Here is a 21,342-nt window from a genome sequence, read left to right as displayed (position 1 = left end):
GAAATGTACGGCGCTGTCGAGACACGAAACCCTCCAGAAAGTGGCTTGAAATGGTGTCCACCAAAAATAGGTGGACACCATGCCGTTATCTGGAAGAAGCGGGGAGATGGGTTCGGCGGACGGTTACAGCTCAACACCAGGTTACGAATACCCATAAAAAAACCCGCATGAGAATGCGGGTTTTTTCGTTTGCGTGAAGACTGTCAGTCTTCCAGCGAGCCCATCGCGGTGGTGTTGAAGCCGCCATCCACGTAGAGGATTTCGCCGCTGATGCCCGAGGCCAGGTCGGAGCAGAGGAAGGCGCCGGCGTTGCCGACTTCCTCGATGGTGACGTTGCGGCGCAGCGGGGTCTGCTTCTCGTTGGCGGCCAGCATCTTGCGGAAGCTGGCGATGCCGGAAGCGGCCAGGGTGCGGATCGGGCCGGCGGAGATGCAGTTGACGCGGGTGCCTTCCGGGCCGAGGCTGCCGGCCAGGTAGCGTACACCGGCTTCCAGGCTGGCCTTGGCCATGCCCATCACGTTGTAGTTCGGCATGGTGCGCTCGGCGCCCAGGTAGGACAGGGTCAGCAGGCTGCCGTTGCGGCCCTTCATCATCTCGCGACCGGCCTTGGCCAGGGCGACGAAGCTGTAGGCGCTGATATCGTGGGCGATCTTGAAGCCTTCGCGGGTGGTGACTTCGGTGAAGTCGCCGTTGAGCTGGTCGCCCGGGGCGAAGCCGACCGAGTGGACGATGCAGTCCAGGCCGTCCCACTTCTTGCCCAGCTCCTCGAACACACGGGCGATGTCTTCATCATTGGCGACGTCGCAGGGGAAGCACAGCTCGGGGCCCGAGCCCCAGCCGGCGGCGAATTCTTCTACGCGGCCCTTGAGCTTGTCGTTCTGGTAGGTGAAAGCCAGTTCTGCACCTTCGCGATGCATGGCGGCGGCGATGCCCGAGGCGATCGACAGTTTGCTGGCGACGCCGACGATCAGTACGCGCTTACCGGTGAGAAATCCCATGTGCTTGTCCCTCTTCTGGTTGTTCGGCAGTGCCGGGCGCCATGAAGGCGGATTCCAGCAGCTGCTGTGTATACGGATGTTGCGGTGCGGCGAAAATCGCAGCAGCCGCCCCCTGTTCCACCACCTGGCCCTGCTTGACCACCATCATCTGGTGGCTCAAGGCTCTGACCACCGCCAGATCATGGCTGATGAACAGATAGGTCAGGTTGTACTTGGCCTGCAACGAGCGCAGAAGCTCCACCACCTGGCGCTGTACCGTGCGATCGAGCGCCGAGGTCGGCTCGTCGAGCAGGATCAGCGCCGGTTTCAACACCAGAGCCCGGGCAATGGCAATGCGCTGCCGTTGTCCGCCGGAAAATTCGTGGGGATAGCGATGCCGGGTATCCGGATCGAGACCTACCTCCACGAGTGCATCGATGATTGCCTGTTCCTGCTCCGCCGCGGTTCCCATCCGATGGATGCGCAACCCTTCGCCGATGATCTGCCCGACCGACATGCGTGGGCTCAGGCTACCGAAGGGGTCTTGGAAGACCACCTGCATCTGCCGCCGCAACGGCCGCACGGCGCGCTGTGACAGGTCCTGTAACTGCTGGCCCTGGAAGCGGATGTCCCCGCGGCTGGCGAGCAGGCGGAGGATAGCCAGGCCCAGCGTGGACTTGCCGGAGCCGCTTTCGCCGACGATGCCCAGCGTCTGCCCCCGGGGCAGGCTGAAGTTCACGCCGTCGACCGCCTTGATGTGGTCGACGGTGCGCCGCAGCAGGCCCTTCTTGATCGGGAACCATACGCGCAGGTCGTCCACTTCCAGTATTGGCGCCGCATCCTCTACCGCGATGGGGCCGCCACTGGGCTCGGCCGCGAGCAATTCCTGGGTATAGGGATGCCGGGGTGAGCGGAACAGTTCTTCACACAACCCCTGTTCGACGACGCGACCGCGCTGCATGACACATACCCGGTGCGCGATGCGCCGGACCAGGTTGAGATCGTGGCTGATCAGCAGCAGCGCCATGCCCAGGCGCGCTTGCAGTTCCTTGAGCAGTTCGAGGATCTTCAGCTGCACGGTGACGTCGAGCGCCGTGGTCGGTTCGTCGGCGATCAGCAGCTCCGGCTCGTTGGCCAGCGCCATGGCGATCATCACCCGTTGCCGCTGGCCGCCGGACAGCTCGTGCGGATAGGCGCGGATGCGCGTGCGTGGCTCGGGGATGCCGACCAGTTCGAGCAGTTCCAGCGTGCGGGCGGAGGCGGCCTTGCCGCGCAGCCCCTTGTGGATCTCCAGCACCTCGTTGATCTGCTTGCCTACGGTATGTAGCGGGTTGAGCGAGGTCATCGGTTCCTGAAAGACCATGGCGATGCGGTTGCCGCGGATACCGCGCATGGCCTTTTCGCTGGACTGCAGCAGATCCTGGCCGTGGAACTGGATCTGCCCCTGTGGATGCCGCGCCAGCGGGTAGGGCAGCAGGCGCAGGATCGAATGCGCGGTGACCGATTTGCCCGAGCCGCTTTCGCCGACCAGCGCCAGGGTCTCGCCCTTGCGGATGTCGAAGCTCACGCCCTCGACGACGCGCTGGAGCTGATCGCCGCTGACGAACTCGACGGCCAGGTTGCGGACCTCGACCAGATTCTCGCCAATCGAATGCTCGGTCATGTCATTTCCTTGGGTCGAAGGCATCGCGCGCCGCCTCCCCGATGAACACCAACAGGGTCAGCATCATCGCCAGCACCAGAAAGGCGCTGATACCGAGCCAGGGCGCCTGCAGGTTGGCCTTGCCCTGGGCGACCAGTTCGCCCAGCGACGGCGCCCCGGCCGGCAGGCCGAATCCGAGGAAGTCCAGTGCAGTGAGGGTGCCGATGGCGCCGGTGAGAATGAAGGGCATGAAGGTCATGGTGGAGACCATGGCGTTGGGCAGGATGTGGCGGAACATGATGGCGCCGTTCTGCATGCCCAGCGCGCGGGCGGCGCGCACGTACTCGAGGTTGCGTCCGCGCAGGAATTCGGCACGCACCACATCCACCAGGCTCATCCAGGAGAACAGCAGCATGATGCCCAGCAGCCACCAGAAGTTGGGCTGCACGAAGCTGGCCAGAATGATCAGCAGATAGAGCACCGGCAGGCCCGACCAGATCTCCAGCAAGCGCTGGCCGACCAGATCGACCCAGCCGCCGTAGAAGCCTTGCAGCGCCCCGGCGATCACGCCGATGACCGAGCTGATCAGCGTCAGCGTCAGGGCGAACAGCACCGAGATGCGAAAGCCGTAGATGACCCGGGCCAGCACGTCGCGGCCCTGGTCGTCGGTGCCCAGCCAGTTTTCCAGCGAAGGCGGGGCCGGCGCCGGCACCTGCAGCTCGTAGTTGATGCTCGAATAGCTGAAGGGAATGATCGGCCAGATCATCCAGCCGTCCTTCGCGGCGATCAGCTCCTGGATGTAGGGGCTCTTGTAGTTGGCCTGCAGCGGGAATTCGCCGCCGAAGGCGGTCTCCGGATAGCGCTTGAACACCGGGAAGAACCATTCGCCGTCGTAGCGCACCACGATCGGCTTGTCGTTGGCGATGATCTCCGCGCCGAGGCTGAGCACGAACAGCGCGAGGAAGATCCACAGTGACCACCAGCCGCGCTTGTGCGCCTTGAACAGTGCCAGCCGTCGCCGGTTGAGGGGGGACAACTGCATCTCAGGCCTCCCTGCTTTCGAAATCGATGCGCGGGTCGACCAGCGTGTAGGTCAGGTCGCCGATCAGCTTCACCACCAGGCCGAGCAGGGTGAAGAGGAAGAGGGTGCCGAACACCACTGGATAGTCGCGGTTGATCGCCGCCTCGAAGCTGAGCAGGCCGAGGCCATCGAGGGAGAAGATCACCTCGATCAGCAGCGAGCCGGTGAAGAACATGCCGATGAAGGCGGCCGGGAAGCCGGCGATGATGATCAGCATGGCGTTGCGGAAGACGTGGCCGTAGAGCACGCGATTCTTGCTCAAACCCTTGGCGCGTGCCGTGATCACGTACTGCTTGTTGATCTCGTCGAGGAAGCTGTTCTTGGTCAGCAGGGTCAGGGTGGCGAAGTTGCCGATCACCAGGGCGGTGACGGGCAGCGCCAGGTGCCAGAAGTAATCGATGATCTTGCCGCCCAGGGTCAGGTCGTCGAAATTGGCCGAGGTCAGCCCGCGCAGCGGAAACCAGTTCCAGTAGCTGCCGCCGGCGAACAGCACGATCAGCAGGATGGCGAAGAGGAACGCCGGGATGGCGTAGCCGACGATGATCGCCGAACTGGTCCAGACGTCGAACTTGCTGCCGTGGCGGGTGGCCTTGGCGATGCCCAGCGGAATCGACGCCAGGTACATGATCAGCGTGCTCCACAGTCCCAGCGAGATGGAGACCGGCATCTTCTCGACGATCAGGTCGGTGACCTTGGCGTCACGGAAGAAGCTTTCGCCGAAATCCAGCCGCAGGTAGTTGCTGAGCATGATCCAGAAGCGCTCGGCCGGCGGCTTGTCGAAACCGTACAGGCGCTCGATCTCGGCGATCAGTTCGGGATCCAGGCCCTGTGCGCCGCGATAGCTGGTGCCGCCCACGGCGACTTCCGAGCCGCCGCCGGCGATACGGCTGGTGGCACCCTCGAAGCCCTCGAGCTTGGCGATCGCCTGTTCCACCGGACCGCCCGGCGCGGCCTGGATGATGATGAAGTTGATCAGCAGGATGCCGAACAGGGTAGGGATGATCAGCAGCAGTCGGCGAAGGATATAGGCCAGCATGCTCAGCGCTCCGCCTCGGCGTCATCGGGCACCGCTGCAGGCGCGGGGGCGCCGGCTTTCTCGGCCTTCTGGGCTTCTGCCGGATCGGCGACGGGTACGGCCGCATCCGGCTTGCGCCACCAGGTCATCAGGCCGATGTCCTGTTTCGGCGTGACGGCCGGGTGGGCTAGGTGGTTCCAGTAGGCCACGCGCCAGGTCTTGATGTGCCAGTTGGGTACCACGTAGTGGCCCCAGAGCAGCACGCGATCCAGCGCACGGGTATGGCTGATCAGCTCCTGGCGCGAGTCGGCGGCGATCAGCCCCTCGACCAGAGTGTCGATCGCCGAGTCCTTGAGACCGATGAAATTACGGCTGCCGGGATTGTCCGCGCTCGCCGAATGCCAGTATTCGCGTTGCTCGTTACCCGGCGAGTTGGACTGGCCGAAGCCGCTGACGATCATGTCGTAATCGCGCGAGCGCAGCCGGTTGATGTATTGCGAGACGTCCACTCGGCGGATCTCCAGCTCGATGCCGAGGTCTGCCAGGTTGCGCTTGTAGGGCAGCAGGACCCGCTCGAACTCGGCCTGCACCAGCAGGAATTCCAGCTTCACCGGTTTGCCGTCGGCATCGACCATGCGATCGTTCTCGACCCGCCAGCCGGCCTCGGTGAGCAGGCGGTAGGCCTGGCGCTGCTGCTCGCGGATCACGCCGTTGGCCTGGGTGCGGGGCAGTTCGAACGGTTTTTCGAAAACCTCGTCCGGGATCGTGCCGCGCAGCGGCTCCAGCACCTTGAGCTCTTCCTTGTCGGGCAGCCCGGAAGAGGCGAGTTCGGAGTTGTCGAAATAGCTGCGGGTGCGGCTGTAGGCACCGTTGAACAATTGGCGGTTGGTCCATTCGAAGTCGAACAGCAGTCCCAGCGCCTCCCGTACGCGGCGATCCTGCAGTGTCGGGCGACGGATGTTGAAGATGAAGCCCTGCATGCCGGTGGGGTTGTGGTTGGCGATCTCTTCCTTGACGATCCTGCCGTCCCTGACTGCGGCGATGTCATAGGCGGTTGCCCAGCTCTTCGCGGCGGTCTCGAACCAGTAGTCGAAATGCCCGGCCTTGAAGGCCTGTAGTGCCACGGTATTGTCGCGGTAGTAGTCGAAGGTCAGGTGGTCGAAGTTGTAGAAGCCGCGGTTCACCGGCAGGTCCTTGCCCCAGTAGTCCTCGACGCGCGCATAGCGAATCGACCGCCCGGCCTGGACACGTTCCACGCGGTAGGGCCCGCTGCCCAGCGGTGGCTCCAGGTTCCCCGAGGTGAAGTCACGTTCGGCCCACCAGTGCTTGGGCAGCACCGGTAGCTGGCCGAGAATCAAGGGCAGTTCGCGATTGCCGGCATGCTTGAAATCGAAGCGCACGCGCCGCGGGCTTTCCGCCACGACCTTTTCCACGTCGGCATAGTAGCCGCGGTAGTGCGGAGCACCTTGCGTCATCAGGGTTTCGAAGGTGAAGACCACGTCTTCGGCCTTGACCGGTTCGCCGTCGTGGAAGCGCGCTTGCGGGCGCAGATGGAAGCGTACCCAGCTGTTGTTCGGGCCTCTCTCGATCTTCTCGGCCAGCAGGCCGTAGACGGTGAAGGGTTCGTCCAGGCTGTTGGTCGTGAGGGTGTCGTAGACCAGACCGATGTCGTCCGCCGCGACGCCCTTGTTGATGAAGGGGTTGAGCGAATCGAAGCTGCCGAAGCCGGCCTGGCGCAAGGTACCGCCCTTCGGGGCATCCGGGTTGGCGTAGTCGAAATGGCTGAAATTGGCCGGGTACTTGGGTTTCTCGTCGTACAGCGTCAGGGCGTGGCGGGGTGCCGCCTCGATCAGGCCGGCCAGGCAGAGCAGGCCCAGCAGGCCGGCGCGAAGCAGCGGATGGCGCTTGTGGTCGTTCATTTGGCCTTCTCCAAGCTCTTCAGCCACCAGGCGTGCAGCCCCAGCGTGTAGGGCGGTGTGGTGACGTGGGCGAACCGATTACGATACGCCAGGCGATGGTTACTGATGAACCAGTTCGGAATCGTGTAGTGGTTCCACAGCAGTACGCGGTCGATGGCGCGGGCCGCAGCCACCTGTTCGTCACGAGTCTGCGCGGCCAGCAGTTTGGCCAGCAGTTCGTCGACGATCGGATTGGCGATGCCGGCATAGTTGCGACCACCCTTGACGTCGACCTGGCTGGAATGGAAGTACAGGTATTGTTCGATGCCCGGGCTCAGGCTTTGTGCCAGGGTCATCAGGATCATGTCGTAGTCGTAATGATCGAGTCGCTGCTTGTACTGTGCACTGTCGATGGTGCGCAGATAGGCCTGGATGCCGATACGGGCCAGGTTCTCCACGTAGGGCTGGAGAATGCGCTCCAGGCGCGGGTTTACCAGCAATATCTCGAATTGCAGCGGCTGCCCGGCAGCATTCAGCAGGCCGGCATCCGAGGGTTTCCAGCCGGCTTCGGCAAGCAGGCCGAGTGCACGGCGCAGGGCTTCGCGCGGGATTCCACGCCCGTCGGTTTTCGGCAGCGCGAAGGGCTCGCTGAACAGCTTCGCCGGCAACTGATCGCGATAGGGCGAGAGCAGCAGCCACTCGCCGCCTTCCGGTTTGCCGGTGGCGGTGAAGTCGCTGTTGGGGTAGTAGCTCTCGCTACGGCGATAGGCATCGTAGAACAGCGCCCGGTTGGTCCATTCGAAATCGAACATCAAGCCCAGGGCTTCGCGCACGCGGATATCGGCGAAGACCGGGCGGCGGTTGTTCATGAACAGCGCTTGCGTCTGGGTCGGAATCTGATGGGGGATTTCGGCGCGGATGACGTCGCCGCGCATCACCGCCGGGAACTGATAGCCGTTCGCCCAGTTTTTCGCCTGATGCTCGATATAAAAATCGAATTCGCCGACCTTGAATGCCTCGAAGGCGACCACATTGTCCCGGTAGAACTCGACCTCGATCCGGTTGAAGTTGTATTTGCCCTGATTCACCGGCAGTTTGGCGCCCCACCAGTCGCGCACGCGCTCGAACACCACCTGTCGTCCGGGTTGCACCCGGCTGATGCGGTAGGGGCCGCTGCCCAGCGGCGGTTCGAAGGTGGTGGCCTTGAAGTCGCGGTTCTTCCAATAGTGCTGCGGCAGCACCGGTAGTTCGCCGAGGCGCATGATCAGCAACGAATCGGGCTGCTCGAAGATGAAGCGGATGCGGTGGCGGTTGAGGATGTCGACACGCGCCACTCCGCGCAGGTTGGTGCGGTATTGCGGATGGCCGTCGCGGATCAGCAGCCGGTAGGAGAACGCCACGTCGTAGGCGGTGATCGGCTTGCCATCGTGAAAGCGGGCCTCCTTGCGCAGGTTGAAGACCACCCAGCTGTGGTTGTCGCTGTACTCCACCGACTCGGCGATCAGGCCGTAGCTGGAAGCGGGTTCGTCGCCGGAGGGATCGTAGAGGCCGGTGCCGACCATCAGCGGCTCGTTCAGCTCGCTGATGCCGTACTGCAGGAAACCCGGCGTCGCGCTCGGGCTGGTGCCCTTGAAGGTGTAGGGATTGAGGGTGTCGAAGGTGCCGGCAGCCATCAATTTGACCCGTCCACCCTTGGGCGCACGGGGATTCACCCAGTCGAAGTGGGTGAAGGAGGCTGGGTACTTAAGAGTGCCGAACTGCGCATAACCATGGCTTTCGCTGATGGTCGCGAGGGCGGGAAAGCTCAAGGCCAGACAGGCTAGTAACAGGGGCAGCAATCGCATCAGACGGGGAATCCGATCCATGGCGCTTTCGGGCTTCTCGGGCCGGTACAGTAACAGCTTGTATGCGCAGGAAAAAGGCTGGACAAACTGCCTGCCATGGGGGCGCGAACGGCGTTGGCGGGTGGCTTTGCGAAGGCCATGTCCGCGTCGGCTGTCGAGGCGGGGCAGTAGGGTGGACTTCAGCCCTCCCGGGGTCAGCATCTCGCCTGAGGTCACTCTCCCCAGGAAGGCGGCATGTACCCGCTGCCCCGGGGGAGCCGGCTTGCCGGCGGGCGGTCATCGGCGTTGTGGTGGGTCGCCCGTAAGCGGGCTCCTAAAGCCCCCCCCGGGCTTCGCCGGACCCGTGGTGGGTGCACGGCCACAAGGCTCCAGATTCTTGCCGCCAGGAGTGAGCCAGGGATCAGTTCGGCAGATAAAGGGTCAGCAACTGGCCGGGACGCAATACTTCGGTGCCTTTCGGGTTCCAGATCTTCAGCTTGTTCAGCTGGACGTTGAAGCGCTTGGCGATCTGGTACAGAGAGTCGCCTTTCTGCACCTTGTAGTAGGTCGGCGAGCCACCCTTGCTTTTCGCTGTGGCAACGGCCGGTCCTTGCAGGAACAGCGCCTGGCCGACCTTGAGCTGGCTGCCGGAAAGGTTGTTCCAGTGTTGCAGGTCGCGCACCGATACGCCCTGGGCCTTGGCGATGTCCCAGAGGTTGTCGCCGGACTTGACCCGGTAGCTGCGCGGAGTCGAGGCCGGTTGCCGGGCCACCGCATGCAAGAGCTCGCGTGAGGTGTTGGCATCGCTGCTGATGGGGAGGCTGAGCACCTGGCCGATACGCAGTGTGTTGTTTTGCAGTCGGTTGATGTCGCGGATGATGTTGACCGTCAGGTGGTGCCGGTTGGCGATGGCGCCGAGCGTATCGCCGGCGCGGACCCGGTACTGCTGCCAATCGACCAGTTCCTGCGGCTTCATCAGTGCCAGGTTGGCCGCCAGCATCTCGGCCTTCTCCAGGGGCACCAGCAACTGCTGCGGGCCGTCCAGGGTGATGCGGCGGGTGAAGGCCGGATTCAGCTGGTACAGCTCGTCCTCGTCGAGATCCGCCAGTTTGGCGACGCGCGCCAGGTCCATGCGCTGCTTGAGCGCAATGACCTCGAAGTAGGGTTCGTTGGCGATCGGGCTCAGATTGATGCCGTAGGCTTCGGGTGCCTCGATCAGCTGGGACAGTGCCAGCAGCTTCGGCACGTAGTCACGGGTCTCGCGCGGCAGCGGCAGGTTCCAGTAGTCGGTGGGCAGGCCGAGTTTCTGGTTGCGCTCGATCGCCCGGCTGACGGTGCCTTCGCCGGCATTGTAGGCCGCCAGCGCCAGCAGCCAGTCGCCATTGAACAGCCCGTGCAGGTAGCTCAGGTAGCGCAGGGCGGCATTCGTCGAGGCGGTGATGTCACGACGGCCGTCGTACCAGCTGGTCTGTCGGAGGTTGAAGTGACGACCGGTGGCGGGAATGAACTGCCAGAGCCCTACCGCGTGCGCCGGCGAGTAGGCGAAGGGGTCATAGGAGCTTTCGATGATCGGCAGCAGCGCCAGTTCGAGCGGCATGTCGCGCTCTTCCAGCCGCTCGACGATGTAATGGATGTAGGGGCTGCCGCGCTCGCTGGCGATCTTTATGTCGTTGGGGCGGCTGGCGAACAGCAGGCGCTGTTGCTCGATGCGGGGATTGTTTTCGAGGTGTTCCTGAAGCTTGTAGCCTTCGCGGATGCGTTCCCAGATATCCTTGTGGAGCGCTGAGGCGGTCTCGTCCGTCAGCCAGATGGGCTCCTGTTCCACCGCCGTCGCCTGGCGTCTGGTCTGCTCGAACGAATCGTCACGCAGGGCGTTGCTTTGACAGCCCGCGAGGGCGATGCAGAGGGCGAGTGCCAATGCGCGACCAGAGGCTGCCAAGGCGTCCGGTTCGTGGCGTTTCTTGGGAGCTGGCGGCATTGGCTGGAGGTTTCCCCGGAATCAAAATTCCGGGGATTCTAGGAATGCACCCAGATGGGGTCAAGCTTGCCCGTCCCGTTTCGGGAACTCGTCGACCTTGTTCAGAATCGATCCTTCCAGGCGCGCAGGGTCGCGAAAACCTCGACGTCGCTGCCCAGGCGGCTGCCGCAGTGCTGCTCGGCAGCTTCGCGAACCGCGGGGATAGCGCTGCGCAGGAAGGGGTTGGTGGCCCGTTCGATTTCCAGCGTGGTCGGCAGGCTGATACGGTCCGCGGCGCGCCACTGGGCTACTTCCCGTACCCGCTCGGCAATCTCCGGATTGTTCGGCTCGACGGCCTGGGCGAAGCGCAGGTTGCTTTGCGTGTATTCGTGGGTGCAATAGATGAGGGTGTTGTCGGGCGCGCGGGCCAGACGCTGCAGGGAATCGAACATCTGCGCAGCGGTGCCCTCGAACAGGCGGCCGCAACCGGCGGCGAACAGGGTGTCGCCACAGAGCAGCCAGGGCTGCTCGGTATCGGCATGGAAGTAGGCGATATGCCCGAGCGTATGCCCGGGAACCGCGATGACCCGCAGGTCCTGCCCGAGCACTTCGATGCGCTGGTTGTCGCCGAGCGCCTCGTCGCAGGCCGGAATGTTCTCGGCGGCGGGTCCGTAGACCCGGGCTCCGGTGGCTGCCTTGAGCTGTTGCACGCCACCGACATGGTCGTGGTGATGGTGAGTCACCAGGATCGTGCTCAACCGCCAGTCGGGATGGGCATGCAGCCAGGCCAGTACGGGGGCGGCGTCACCGGGGTCGACCACGGCGCAGGTCCGGGCGGCCTCGTCCTGGAGCAACCAGATATAGTTGTCGGTGAAGGCGGGGAGGGCTTCGATCTTCAACATGGGGCGGGTCGCCAAGTCTGTGGCAAAGGCGCATCCTAGGGTCTGTTCCCGTTTCATCGCAAGCCGCGTTGCTGCGAGAAATAGCCCCCGGTTAGGCGCAGGACGCAGGTAATGGTCATTCCCTTGCCAAGTCCTGCAACGACAGCGGGGGCTATTTCCCGCGCAACCCGAAGGGCCGGGCCTGTTTTACCGCGATGCGGCGTTACTCGATGGCTCATTTAGCCGACTAAACTTCGCATCTCGTGCCTTGCCTCGCGGTAAAACAGGCTCCGGCGCGGCCGCGAATGAAACGGGAACAGACCCTAGCAGGCCAATGGGAAAGTTGAACCCGAGCGAACTCATCGTCGAGCGAGCCCGCGCGACGAACGGAGCCAAGCGATGAACGATCAACCGTCCACCCAATGCAGCGATTCCTGGCGGTCCCTGATCGACCAGGCCAGCCTCTGGTTCGAGGGGCCTCTCGGGCAGCAGCTGCTGGCGCAGGAACAGCACGTGCTGAACGAGGAGCTGAGCCGTTGTTTCGGCAGCTACCTGATCCACAATGGCCCATTCGCCGGAGCGTCGGTGGCGCCGCAGCACATCAAGCGCAGCGTTCGTCTCGGTGCCCCCCTGCCCGGGGTGGAAATTCATTGCGAGGAACAGGCCTGGCCGCTCGGTGAGCACGCCGCCGATGTGGTGGTGCTGCAGCATGCGCTGGACTTCAGCCTTTCGCCGCATGGGTTGTTGCGCGAAGCCGCCCGCGGGGTGCGCCCCGGCGGGCATTTGCTGATCGTCGGCATCAACCCCTGGAGCGCCTGGGGCATGCGCCATCTGCTCTCGCGCGAGGTGCTGCGCGAGGCGCGCTGCATTCGTCCCTCGCGGGTAGGCGACTGGCTGAATCTGCTGGGATTCGCGCTGGAGAAACGCCGCTTCGGATGCTATTGTCCGCCGCTTTCTTCGAACGACTGGCAGGCCCGCCTGTCGCGGCTCGAAACGCTGGGGCAGCGCTTGCAGGCGCCGACCGGCGGCTTCTACCTGCTGGTGGCGCGCAAGCTGATGATCGGCCTGCGGCCCTTGCGCCAGCAGCGGCGCGAGCGCATGGGGCAATTGCTGCCGATGCCGGTGGCGAAGGTCAGCCGTCGCGACGCGGAATAGCCGCTGCCGGGCATTTGGATACCGCGTCGGCTGCCGTGGCCCGATAGACAAGGCAAGTAATCTTCATGAGCGACGATTGGGTCGAGATCTACACAGACGGCGCCTGCAAGGGCAATCCCGGTCCGGGCGGCTGGGGCGCATTGCTCGTGTACAAGGGCGTCAAGCGCGAGCTCTGGGGCGGAGAGGCGGATACCACCAACAACCGCATGGAGCTGATGGCCGCCATCCGTGCCCTCGCCGAACTCAAGCGGCCTTGCAAGGTGCGCCTGGTCACCGATTCGCAGTACGTCATGCAAGGCATCAACGACTGGATGCCGAACTGGAAGAAGCGTGGCTGGAAAACCGCCAGCAAGCAGCCGGTGAAGAATGCCGATCTCTGGCAGCAGCTCGACGAGCAGGTCAATCGCCACCAGGTGAGCTGGGAATGGGTCCGCGGCCATAACGGCCATCCGGGCAACGAGCAGGCCGACCTGCTGGCCAATCGCGGCGTGGTCCAGGCCAAACGACAACCGATTGTGTAAGTGAGCGAAACCGTATGCGCAGCGTAGTGCTGGATACCGAAACCACCGGCATGCCGGTAACCGATGGCCACCGCATCATCGAGATTGGCTGTGTCGAAGTCATCGGCCGCCGCCTGACCGGCCGGCACTATCACGTCTACCTGCAGCCCGATCGCGAGGTGGACGAGGGCGCGATCGCCGTCCACGGCATCACCAACGAGTTCCTCCTCGACAAGCCGCGTTTCCGCGACGTTGCCGACGAGTTCTTCGAATTCATCAAGGACGCGCAACTGGTCATCCACAACGCGGCGTTCGACCTCGGCTTCATCAACAACGAGTTCGCCTTGCTCGGCCAGCAGGAACGGGCGGAGATCACCGACCACTGCACGGTGCTCGACACCCTGCTGATGGCGCGCGAACGCCACCCCGGGCAGCGCAACAACCTCGATGCCCTGTGCAAGCGCTATGGCGTCGACAACTCCGGGCGCGACCTGCACGGCGCTTTGCTCGATGCGGAGATTCTCGCCGACGTCTGGCTGACCATGACCGGCGGCCAGACCAACCTGTCGCTGGCCGGCGATGGCGAGAGCGCCGATGGCGGCCGGCCGCAACCGAGCCCGATTCGCCGGTTGCCGGCGGACCGGCCGCGCACCGCCGTGCTGCGTGCCAGCGAGGAAGAGGCCGCGGCGCACATGGCGCGCATGGCCGCCATCGAGAAGGCGGCCGGGGCGGCGCCGCTGTGGCTGCAGCTGGAAACCGAGACCTCTACCCCGGCCTGAGGCCGGGCGCGCTGCGCTGTCGCTTTGCTGCGGACGCTTCTACCCTGTAGGTGAATCGTTCGCAGAGCGCGCGCATGTATAAAGACCTGAAATTCCCCATCCTCATCGTCCATCGCGACATCAAGGCCGACACCGTGGCCGGCGAGCGCATACGCGGCATCGCTGCCGAACTGGAGCGCGACGGCTTCACCATCCTGCCCACGGCCAGCTCCAGCGAAGGTCGTATCGTTGCCTCGACCCACCACGGCCTGGCCTGCATCCTGGTTGCGGCCGAAGGTGCCGGCGATAACCAGCGGTTGCTGCACGACGTGGTGGAACTGATCCGGGTGGCCCGGCATCGTGCGCCGCGCCTGCCGATCTTCGCCCTCGGCGAGCAGGTCACCATCGAGAATGCGCCGGCCGAGGCCATGGCCGATCTCAACGAACTGCGCGGGTTGCTCTATCTCTACGAGGACACCGTGCCGTTCCTCGCCCGGCAGGTCGCGCGAGCGGCGCGCAACTACCTCGAGGACCTGCTGCCGCCGTTCTTCCGCGCCCTGGTGCAGCATACCGGCGAGTCCAACTATTCCTGGCACACGCCCGGCCACGGCGGCGGCGTGGCCTATCGCAAGAGTCCCGTGGGGCAGGCCTTCCACCAGTTCTTCGGCGAGAACACGCTGCGCTCGGATCTCTCGGTCTCGGTGCCGGAGCTCGGCTCGCTGCTCGACCACACCGGGCCGCTGGCGGCGGCGGAGGCCCGTGCGGCGCGCAATTTCGGCGCCGACCACACCTTCTTCGTGATCAACGGCACCTCGACGGCGAACAAGATCGTCTGGCATTCGATGGTGGCGCGCGGCGACCTGGTGCTGGTGGATCGCAACTGCCACAAATCCATCCTCCACGCGATCATCATGACCGGCGCGATACCGCTGTACATGAGCCCGGCGCGTAACGAGCTGGGCATCATCGGGCCGATCCCGCTGGAGGAGTTCAGCCGCGAATCGATCCAGGCCAAGATCGCCGCCAACCCGCTGGCCCGCGGGGGACCGGCGAAGGTCAAGCTGGCGGTGGTGACCAATTCCACCTACGACGGCCTGTGCTACAACGCCAACCTGATCAAGCGAACCCTGATGGACAGCGTCGAGGTGCTGCACTTCGACGAGGCCTGGTACGCCTATGCGGCATTCCACGAGTTCTACGATGGCCGCTACGGCATGGATACGCGCGAGCAGGGGCCGCTGGTGTTCACCACCCACTCGACGCACAAGCTGCTGGCGGCCTTCAGCCAGGCCTCGATGATCCATGTGCTGGATAGCCAGACGCGCCAGTTGGATCGCGATCGCTTCAATGAAGCCTTCATGATGCATATCTCCACCTCGCCGCAGTACGGCATCCTGGCCTCCCTGGACGTGGCCTCGGCGATGATGGAGGGACCTGCCGGCCGTTCGCTGATCCAGGAGACCTTCGACGAGGCGTTGAGCTTCCGCCGGGCGCTGGCCAACCTGCGCCAGCACATCGATGCCGACGACTGGTGGTTCAGCATCTGGCAGCCGCCGCTGGTCGATGGCGCCGAGGCGCTGGTAACGCCGGACTGGCTGCTGGAACCGATGGCGGACTGGCATGGTTTCGGCGATGTCGCCAGCGACTACGTGCTGCTCGATCCGATCAAAGTCACCCTGGTAACGCCCGGGCTTACGGCGTCCGGAACACTGGGAAACAGTGGCATCCCCGCGGCGGTGGTCAGCAAGTTTCTCTGGGAACGGGGCTTGGTGGTGGAGAAGACCGGCCTGTACTCGATGCTGGTGCTGTTCTCGATGGGCATCACCAAGGGTAAGTGGAGCACGTTGTTGACCGAGCTGCTGGAGTTCAAGCGCCACTACGACGCCAATACGCCCCTGGTCGATGCCTTGCCCTCGATTGCCCGCCGGGGAGCGGCCGTCTATGCCGGCCTGGGGCTGCGCGATCTGTGCGATGCGCTGCATGCCTGCTATTGCGAGAACGCCACGGCCAAGGCCATGCGGCGGATGTACACGGCGCTGCCCGAGCCGGCGATGACGCCGTCGGAGGCCTATGACAAGCTGGTGCGCGGCGAGGTCGAGGCCGTGTCGATCGAGGCGTTGGAAGGGCGTATCGCCGCCGTGATGCTGGTGCCGTATCCGCCGGGCATCCCGCTGATCATGCCGGGCGAGCGATTCACCCGGGAGACCCGCTCGATTCTGGATTATCTTCGCTTCGCCCGGGATTTCGCCGAGCGCTTTCCCGGTTTCGATGCCGATGTGCATGGGCTGCAGCACGAGCTCGCGGTGAACGCCGGCGAATACACCGTTGACTGCATCCGTGAGGATTGAGACCCGCCGCGCGCGTATCCAGTCGGGATGCCCGCTATGCGGGGCGCTTGACGGCGTGGCCTGTTTCACATCGTCTGCATCGACATTCACCCGGCGCGGTGCCACTTGTTATAGTGGCCCACCGTCGTTGCAGGCCGCCTGCACGATGCTTTCCATGCGCCCTTGCTGTCGAGGATGATAGCGTGACCGAATACCAAGCCTTCCGCGTAGAGTTGGCAGACAAGATTGCCCGGGTCGTGATCAACAGGCCCGAGAAGATCAACGCGATGAATGCCGACTTCTGGTCGGAAATCATCGATATCTTCGACTGGATCGATGCCACCGACGCGGTGCGCGTCGTGGTTCTCAGCGGAGCCGGCCAGCATTTTTCCTCCGGTATCGATCTGCAGCTGCTGGCGCAAGCCGGCAGCCAGCTGGGCAGCGACGTGGGGCGCAACGCCGAGCAACTGCGCCGCAAGATTCTTTCCCTGCAGGCCTCCTTCAACGCCGTGGATAACTGCCGCAAGCCGGTCATCGCCGCGATCCAGGGCTATTGCCTGGGCGGCGCGATCGACCTGATCTCGGCCTGCGACATGCGCTACAGCACGACGGATGCGAAGTTTTCCATCAAGGAAATCGACATGGGCATGGCGGCCGATGTGGGTACCCTGCAGCGCCTGCCGCGCATCATCGGCGACGGCATGATGCGCGAGCTGGCGTTCACCGGGCGTACCATCGATGGCGAGGAGGCCCGTGCCATCGGTCTGGTGAACCGCACCTATGCCGACCACCAGGCGATGATGGAAGCCGTTCTTGGCCTGGCCGGCGAAATTGCCGCCAAGTCGCCGGTGGCGATCCGTGGCACCAAGGAAATGATCCGCTACATGCGCGACCATCGTGTCGACGACGGTCTCGAATACATCGCCACCTGGAACGCGGCCATGCTGCAATCGACGGACCTCAAGGTCGCCATCGCCGCCCACATGAGCAAACAGAAGCCGGATTTCGCCGACTGATGCGCCACTTCAACCTTGCGCGGGAGGCGCACTAGGCATGGTTACTGGAGCTACTTCACTCGGCCTGGTTCGCGACGAGCTGTTCGCCACCATGGAAGAGGCGGAACAGAGCCTCGAACACTTCATCATCGATCGCAATAATGGCGGCCTGCTGCAGCAGGCCGTGGAGAACCTCAAGCAGGTGCGCGGTACGCTCAACCTGATCGAACTGACCGGGGCGGAGCTGCTGGCGCAGGAAGTGTTGCAGCTGGCGACCGATATTCCTGTCGGCGCCGGGGAAGACCGCGACATGCAGCTCGCCGCATTGAGCAACGCGCTGTACGTGCTACGCCGCTACCTGGAAAGCGTCGACGCCAGCCGCCAGGAAATCCCCGAACTGCTGTTGCCGGCCATCAATGTCCTGCGCCTGGCCTGCGGACAGCCGCCACTGCCCGAGAGCTTCTTCTTCAGCGTCCGCCTCGACCATGCCCGTCCGGCCGTCGAGGTAGCGGCGCGCGCCGGCGGTGTATCCCGCGCTGAGGCCCGGCGCCTGCGCCAGATGTACCAGATCGGCCTGCTTGGCTTCATCCGCGAGGAGAACCTGCCGGCCAGCCTGAAGCTGATGGGGCGGGCGCTCAGTCGTCTCGATCACCTGTTCGTCAATTCGCCGGCCAGCCGTCTGTGCTGGATCGGCAGCGCCGCGATAGAAGCCCAACTGGATGGCCAGCTTTTGCCGCGAAAGTCGCGCAAACAGCTATTTTCCCGACTGGACCGGGAGCTGAAACAGATCATCGTCGGCAATGCCGCATACGAGGCGCCGCGCAGCCTGCTCAAGGAGCTGCTCTACGTGGTCGCCCTGGCGGACAGCAATGGCCCGGTCGCCAGCCAGGTGCGCCAGGTATTCTCGCTGGGCCCGCTGCCGTTCACCGACCACCTGCTCGAGGATGAATCCCAGCGCCTTGCCGGGCCCGGGCAGGCGGTGATGCGTTCGCTGTCCTCGGCGATCCGCGAGGAACTCGCCAGCCTCAAGGATCTGCTGGACCTGATCGAGCGTGGAACGGCTCAGGCCGAGGCCTATTCGAATCTGCACAATCTGCTGGGCAAGATGGCCAAGACGCTGGGCATGGTCGGCCTGTCTTCGGCGGCCAGTACCCTGCAGGCGCAGTTGCCAGGCGTGTCCGGCTGGAGTCTCGAACAGGCGCCGCAGGCCGAAGCGCTGCAACGACTCGCCGATGCGGTGCTGTATGTCGAAAGCATGGTCGCCAGCCTGGAGCGCGGCGACCGTCGTGAAGCCAAGCCGCAAGTGGCGCGGCCCGGGATGGAGGCTGAGGCCTTTGCCAACCACCAACTGACCGAAGCCTGCATCGTGGTGATCGACGAGGCGACGGCCGGGCTGGCGTTGGCCAAGCGCGCCATCACCGCCTATCTCGAATCCAATGGCGAGAAGCTGCACCTGGCCAACGTGCCGTTCAGTCTGCAGGCGGTGCGGGGCGGGTTGCGTTTCCTCGAGCAGGAGCGCGCCGCCGAACTCATCGGGGCCTGTGCCGATTTCATCCAGAAACAGATGCTCGAATCGAACCAGATGCCGCCCGAGCAGATGCTGGAAACCCTCGCCGATGCCCTGACCAGCCTGGAGTACTACCTGGAGGGCGGTGCGGTGCTGCGCCGCGACGACTCGCGTGCCAGCGTGCTCGACCTGGCGAGCGAGAGCGTACGTGCCCTGGGCATGCCGGTAGCGGCCTGATGAGCCTGCGCTGGCAAGCGGCCCTGCTCGACCCGGCAATGCCCGGCGGCTGGGCGGTGGTGCATTGCCGGCAGCAGTTTCTTTTCGACAGCAGCGGCGTGCTGTTTCCACGGGATTGGCTCAAGCGCCTGGCGCTGCCCTTGCTGAGCGAGCAGGGCCTGGGCTATTTCGACGGCGAGGCGGTATTTCTTTTCGAACTGGATTTTCCCGCCGAGGTGCCGGGTGCGCATTGGCAGGGGTTGCGCCAGTTCATGCAGGAGGGTGACCAGGATCTATTTCGCCTGCTCGGGTACGCGGCGCAGATCGGTACCTGGGTCAGCCAGCACCGCTTCTGCGGCAGCTGCGGCTCGGCGATGCAGCAGCGAACGAACGAGCGGGCGATGTACTGTCCCGCCTGCGGCGCCCAGCAATATCCACGGCTTTCGCCCAGCATGATCGTCCTGGTGACGCGTGGCGACGAGCTGCTGCTGGCACGCTCGCCGCGCTTTGCTCCGGGTGTCTACAGCACGCTGGCGGGGTACGTGGAACCTGGCGAGTCGGTCGAGCAATGCGTCGAACGTGAGGTCCGCGAAGAAGTGGGTGTGTCCATCCACATGCCGCGCTATATCGCCAGCCAGGGCTGGCCATTTCCACACTCGTTGATGCTGGGTTTCCATGCCGAGTATGCCGGCGGTGAAATCGTGCCGCAGCCCGAGGAGATCGAGGATGCCCGCTGGTTCGCCATCGACCGGCTGCCGGCGCTGCCCGCACGCCAGTCCATCGCACGCTATCTGATCGAGCTCTACCTGGCTCGTCGGTCAGGCCGTCCCGACCCAGTGCTGCCAGGCTAGGCGCAGGCTCATCGCCAGGACCACCAGGATGAACACCGGGCGAATGAACCGGGAACCGCCTCGTATGGCCGTATGCGCCCCCAGATACGCGCCGCCCATCAGCGCCAGTCCCATGCCGATGCCGAGCACCCAGGCGACATGGCCGCCGATGATGAATACCGTCAGGGCCACCGCGTTACTGACGAAGTTCATGGTGCGTGCCACGCCGCTGGCGCGCAGCAGATCAAGCGGATAGAGCAGCAGGCTGCTGACGGTCCAGAAGGCGCCGGTACCCGGGCCGGCGACACCATCGTAGAACCCCAGTGAAAGGCTCTGTGGCCATTGCCGGTTGCGGCCGATGCGCTGCGCACCGTTGGCGGAGGCTTCTGGCAGGCGGCTGAACAGCAAATAGATGCCGCAGGCGGATACCACCAGGGGCAAGGCCTGGTTCAACCAGCTCGCCGGCATGAACTGCGCGAGCGCCGCGCCGAGCCCCGCGCCGATGGTGGTGCCCGCGAGGGCGCGGCGCCAGAGCCCGGGTTCGAAAAGCCGGCGACGGTAGAAGGTGTAGCTGGCCGTGGCCGCGCCGAAGGTGGCGCACAACTTGTTGGTTCCCAGTACCAGGTGTGGTGGCAGGCCGGCGGTGAGCAACGCGGGGATGGTGAGCAAGCCGCCGCCGCCAGCGATGGCATCGATGAAGCCTGCAGTGAAGGCGACCATGATCAGGATGGCCAGGGTGGAGAAATCCAGCGTGAGCTCGAGGGTGAACGGCATGCAGCACTCGGTGAACGACAGGCAAGGGGAGGGCAGGATAATGCCGCGACAGGCATGGCGATAGCAGATTTATGTGCGCCCGTAGCCGGCATGGCCCGCGCGCATTCAAAGAACTATGCCGACTCGTGATCGCCGTCCCACGCCGGTGCTGGCCGCTCGGATTGGCTCTGCGGATAATGGCGCACTCACTGGAAAGGACGCTTGGTCATGCAATATCTAGGGCTCGCGGTTGTGGTCGCGCTACTGGCTGTGATCGTGTTGCTGGTCGCGCTGCGCTTGCTGCTGGGTGGTCGCTGGTTTCTCGGCTGGTTGCGCGGCACCTGTGGCTTTCTGATCCTCGCGTGCGCCGGGGTGATCGGGTTGGTGGCCTACGATGTCAGTCGCTATGTGCCGCTGCCCGCCGACCAGCCACTGGCTACGCTGAGTTTCGAGGCTCAGGGGGCGCAGCGTTACGAGGTCAGCTTGCAGCAGGGCCAGGAGGCGCGCGCGGTCATCCTGGAAGGCGATCTGTGGCAGCTCGATCTTCATGTGCTTCGCTGGAAAAGCCTGGCCGAGCTGATCGGGCTGGAGTCCGGCTATCGGCTGGAGCGTCTCTCCGGACGCTATCTCGCTGTGGAGCAGCAGGATCGAGCTCGCCATGGCCAGGTTGCGCTGGCGGACAAGCCGTTGGGTGTGGACGTATGGCAATGGCTGCAACTGGGGCAGCATGATCTGTTCTTTTTCGAGGCGCAGGCCTTGCGTGTCAATTCCATGCCGATTGCCGATGGAGCGGTCTATGCCGTCGATCTGGCCCCCACCGGGCTGCTGGCCAGGCCGATGAATGAGGCCGCGACCCAGGCCATGCAGGACTGGTAATCCGACGGCAGGATCGGAGCGCGGGCCTGCTGGCCGGGCCTGGCGTTGGTGATCCTCCCGTTCAGCATACTGAACGACTGGATGTGTTTCCCGCCACCCCACCTGCGCGTGTCGCAAAGCCGACAATGCCGGTTTCCCTGAACCCCCGAAT

17 protein-coding genes are annotated in these 21,342 nt (G+C 64.4%); 8 read left to right on the top strand and 9 right to left on the bottom strand.

The window, feature by feature from the left end:
• Positions 1–203 precede the first annotated feature (203 nt).
• The 8 genes from fabI to gloB form a co-directional block, all read right to left on the bottom strand.
• Entirely contained in the window at positions 204–998 is a 795-nt protein-coding gene (gene fabI / locus CXK94_RS20390; protein ID WP_037037299.1) for an enoyl-ACP reductase FabI, read from the bottom strand.
• The gene (locus tag CXK94_RS20385; protein ID WP_102895666.1) at positions 979–2,640 is read right to left on the bottom strand and encodes an ABC transporter ATP-binding protein; all 1,662 of its coding nucleotides are present in this window, start codon (positions 2,638–2,640) and stop codon (positions 979–981) included. The genes fabI and CXK94_RS20385 overlap by 20 nt, the downstream gene beginning before the upstream one ends.
• 1 nt (position 2,641) lies before the next feature.
• A complete protein-coding gene (locus CXK94_RS20380) occupies positions 2,642–3,661 on the bottom strand; it encodes an ABC transporter permease (protein ID WP_102895665.1) in 1,020 nt (339 codons plus the stop codon).
• 1 nt (position 3,662) lies between these two features.
• Entirely contained in the window at positions 3,663–4,736 is a 1,074-nt protein-coding gene (locus CXK94_RS20375; protein WP_037037305.1) for a microcin C ABC transporter permease YejB, read from the bottom strand.
• A gap of 2 nt (positions 4,737–4,738) precedes the next feature.
• Entirely contained in the window at positions 4,739–6,634 is a 1,896-nt protein-coding gene (locus CXK94_RS20370; protein ID WP_102895664.1) for an extracellular solute-binding protein, read from the bottom strand.
• Positions 6,631–8,457 carry an extracellular solute-binding protein gene (locus CXK94_RS20365; RefSeq protein ID WP_102895672.1) on the bottom strand — a complete coding sequence of 609 codons (1,827 nt, stop codon included), beginning with the start codon at positions 8,455–8,457 and terminating at the stop codon, positions 6,631–6,633. Before CXK94_RS20365 ends, CXK94_RS20370 begins: the two co-directional genes overlap by 4 nt.
• Before the next feature lie 400 nt (positions 8,458–8,857).
• Positions 8,858–10,414: a LysM peptidoglycan-binding domain-containing protein gene (locus tag CXK94_RS20360; protein WP_180984461.1), complete on the bottom strand. Its 1,557-nt coding sequence runs from the start codon at positions 10,412–10,414 to the stop codon at positions 8,858–8,860.
• Positions 10,415–10,515: 101 nt separating this feature from the next.
• Positions 10,516–11,295: a hydroxyacylglutathione hydrolase gene (gloB, locus tag CXK94_RS20355; RefSeq protein WP_102895663.1), complete on the bottom strand. Its 780-nt coding sequence runs from the start codon at positions 11,293–11,295 to the stop codon at positions 10,516–10,518.
• A gap of 378 nt (positions 11,296–11,673) precedes the next feature.
• Between gloB and CXK94_RS20350 the strand changes: the two genes are divergently transcribed.
• The 7 genes from CXK94_RS20350 to nudC all read left to right on the top strand — a co-directional run bounded on the left by CXK94_RS20350 (position 11,674) and on the right by nudC (position 19,583).
• Entirely contained in the window at positions 11,674–12,429 is a 756-nt protein-coding gene (locus CXK94_RS20350; RefSeq protein ID WP_102895662.1) for a class I SAM-dependent methyltransferase, read from the top strand.
• A gap of 65 nt (positions 12,430–12,494) precedes the next feature.
• The gene (gene rnhA / locus CXK94_RS20345; RefSeq protein WP_037037311.1) at positions 12,495–12,950 is read left to right on the top strand and encodes a ribonuclease HI; all 456 of its coding nucleotides are present in this window, start codon (positions 12,495–12,497) and stop codon (positions 12,948–12,950) included.
• 14 nt (positions 12,951–12,964) lie between these two features.
• Entirely contained in the window at positions 12,965–13,708 is a 744-nt protein-coding gene (gene dnaQ / locus CXK94_RS20340) for a DNA polymerase III subunit epsilon (protein ID WP_102895661.1), read from the top strand.
• Between the two features lie 74 nt (positions 13,709–13,782).
• Positions 13,783–16,035: an Orn/Lys/Arg decarboxylase N-terminal domain-containing protein gene (locus CXK94_RS20335; protein WP_102895660.1), complete on the top strand. Its 2,253-nt coding sequence runs from the start codon at positions 13,783–13,785 to the stop codon at positions 16,033–16,035.
• 182 nt (positions 16,036–16,217) lie between these two features.
• Entirely contained in the window at positions 16,218–17,030 is an 813-nt protein-coding gene (locus CXK94_RS20330; protein WP_102895659.1) for a crotonase/enoyl-CoA hydratase family protein, read from the top strand.
• A gap of 37 nt (positions 17,031–17,067) precedes the next feature.
• Positions 17,068–18,753 (top strand): ferrous iron transporter B, encoded by a 1,686-nt coding sequence (locus CXK94_RS20325; protein ID WP_102895658.1) that lies wholly within the window; start codon positions 17,068–17,070, stop codon positions 18,751–18,753.
• On the top strand, positions 18,753–19,583 hold the full coding sequence (gene nudC / locus CXK94_RS20320; RefSeq protein ID WP_102895657.1) for an NAD(+) diphosphatase: 831 nt from the start codon (positions 18,753–18,755) through the stop codon (positions 19,581–19,583). Before CXK94_RS20325 ends, nudC begins: the two co-directional genes overlap by 1 nt.
• Here nudC and CXK94_RS20315 read toward each other — a convergent pair.
• Positions 19,551–20,336, bottom strand: coding sequence for a TSUP family transporter (locus CXK94_RS20315; RefSeq protein ID WP_037037328.1), 786 nt, complete (start codon positions 20,334–20,336; stop codon positions 19,551–19,553). The two genes, nudC and CXK94_RS20315, sit on opposite strands and share 33 nt — an antisense overlap.
• 207 nt (positions 20,337–20,543) lie before the next feature.
• Between CXK94_RS20315 and CXK94_RS20310 the strand changes: the two genes are divergently transcribed.
• A complete protein-coding gene (locus tag CXK94_RS20310; RefSeq protein WP_102895656.1) occupies positions 20,544–21,191 on the top strand; it encodes a hypothetical protein in 648 nt (215 codons plus the stop codon).
• Positions 21,192–21,342 lie beyond the last annotated feature (151 nt).

This window comes from Stutzerimonas stutzeri, from assembly GCF_002890915.1.
GTDB classification, from domain to species: domain Bacteria; phylum Pseudomonadota; class Gammaproteobacteria; order Pseudomonadales; family Pseudomonadaceae; genus Stutzerimonas; species Stutzerimonas stutzeri_AF.
This window is presented reverse-complemented; position numbering and strand designations above follow the sequence as displayed.

What these genes read in the sequence shown, in the direction of transcription:
- CXK94_RS20385 (WP_102895666.1), bottom strand. Translation starts at nt 2,640, where the DNA reads ATGACCGAGCATTCGATTGGCGAGAATCTGGTCGAGGTCCGCAACCTG.
- CXK94_RS20335 (WP_102895660.1), top strand. Translation starts at nt 13,783, where the DNA reads ATGTATAAAGACCTGAAATTCCCCATCCTCATCGTCCATCGCGACATC.
- nudC (WP_102895657.1), top strand. Translation starts at nt 18,753, where the DNA reads ATGAGCCTGCGCTGGCAAGCGGCCCTGCTCGACCCGGCAATGCCCGGC.
- CXK94_RS20365 (WP_102895672.1), bottom strand. Translation starts at nt 8,457, where the DNA reads ATGCGATTGCTGCCCCTGTTACTAGCCTGTCTGGCCTTGAGCTTTCCC.
- CXK94_RS20315 (WP_037037328.1), bottom strand. Translation starts at nt 20,336, where the DNA reads ATGCCGTTCACCCTCGAGCTCACGCTGGATTTCTCCACCCTGGCCATC.
- dnaQ (WP_102895661.1), top strand. Translation starts at nt 12,965, where the DNA reads ATGCGCAGCGTAGTGCTGGATACCGAAACCACCGGCATGCCGGTAACC.
- CXK94_RS20325 (WP_102895658.1), top strand. Translation starts at nt 17,068, where the DNA reads ATGGTTACTGGAGCTACTTCACTCGGCCTGGTTCGCGACGAGCTGTTC.
- CXK94_RS20375 (WP_037037305.1), bottom strand. Translation starts at nt 4,736, where the DNA reads ATGCTGGCCTATATCCTTCGCCGACTGCTGCTGATCATCCCTACCCTG.
- CXK94_RS20310 (WP_102895656.1), top strand. Translation starts at nt 20,544, where the DNA reads ATGCAATATCTAGGGCTCGCGGTTGTGGTCGCGCTACTGGCTGTGATC.
- CXK94_RS20360 (WP_180984461.1), bottom strand. Translation starts at nt 10,414, where the DNA reads ATGCCGCCAGCTCCCAAGAAACGCCACGAACCGGACGCCTTGGCAGCC.
- gloB (WP_102895663.1), bottom strand. Translation starts at nt 11,295, where the DNA reads ATGTTGAAGATCGAAGCCCTCCCCGCCTTCACCGACAACTATATCTGG.
- CXK94_RS20370 (WP_102895664.1), bottom strand. Translation starts at nt 6,634, where the DNA reads ATGAACGACCACAAGCGCCATCCGCTGCTTCGCGCCGGCCTGCTGGGC.
- rnhA (WP_037037311.1), top strand. Translation starts at nt 12,495, where the DNA reads ATGAGCGACGATTGGGTCGAGATCTACACAGACGGCGCCTGCAAGGGC.
- CXK94_RS20350 (WP_102895662.1), top strand. Translation starts at nt 11,674, where the DNA reads ATGAACGATCAACCGTCCACCCAATGCAGCGATTCCTGGCGGTCCCTG.
- CXK94_RS20380 (WP_102895665.1), bottom strand. Translation starts at nt 3,661, where the DNA reads ATGCAGTTGTCCCCCCTCAACCGGCGACGGCTGGCACTGTTCAAGGCG.
- fabI (WP_037037299.1), bottom strand. Translation starts at nt 998, where the DNA reads ATGGGATTTCTCACCGGTAAGCGCGTACTGATCGTCGGCGTCGCCAGC.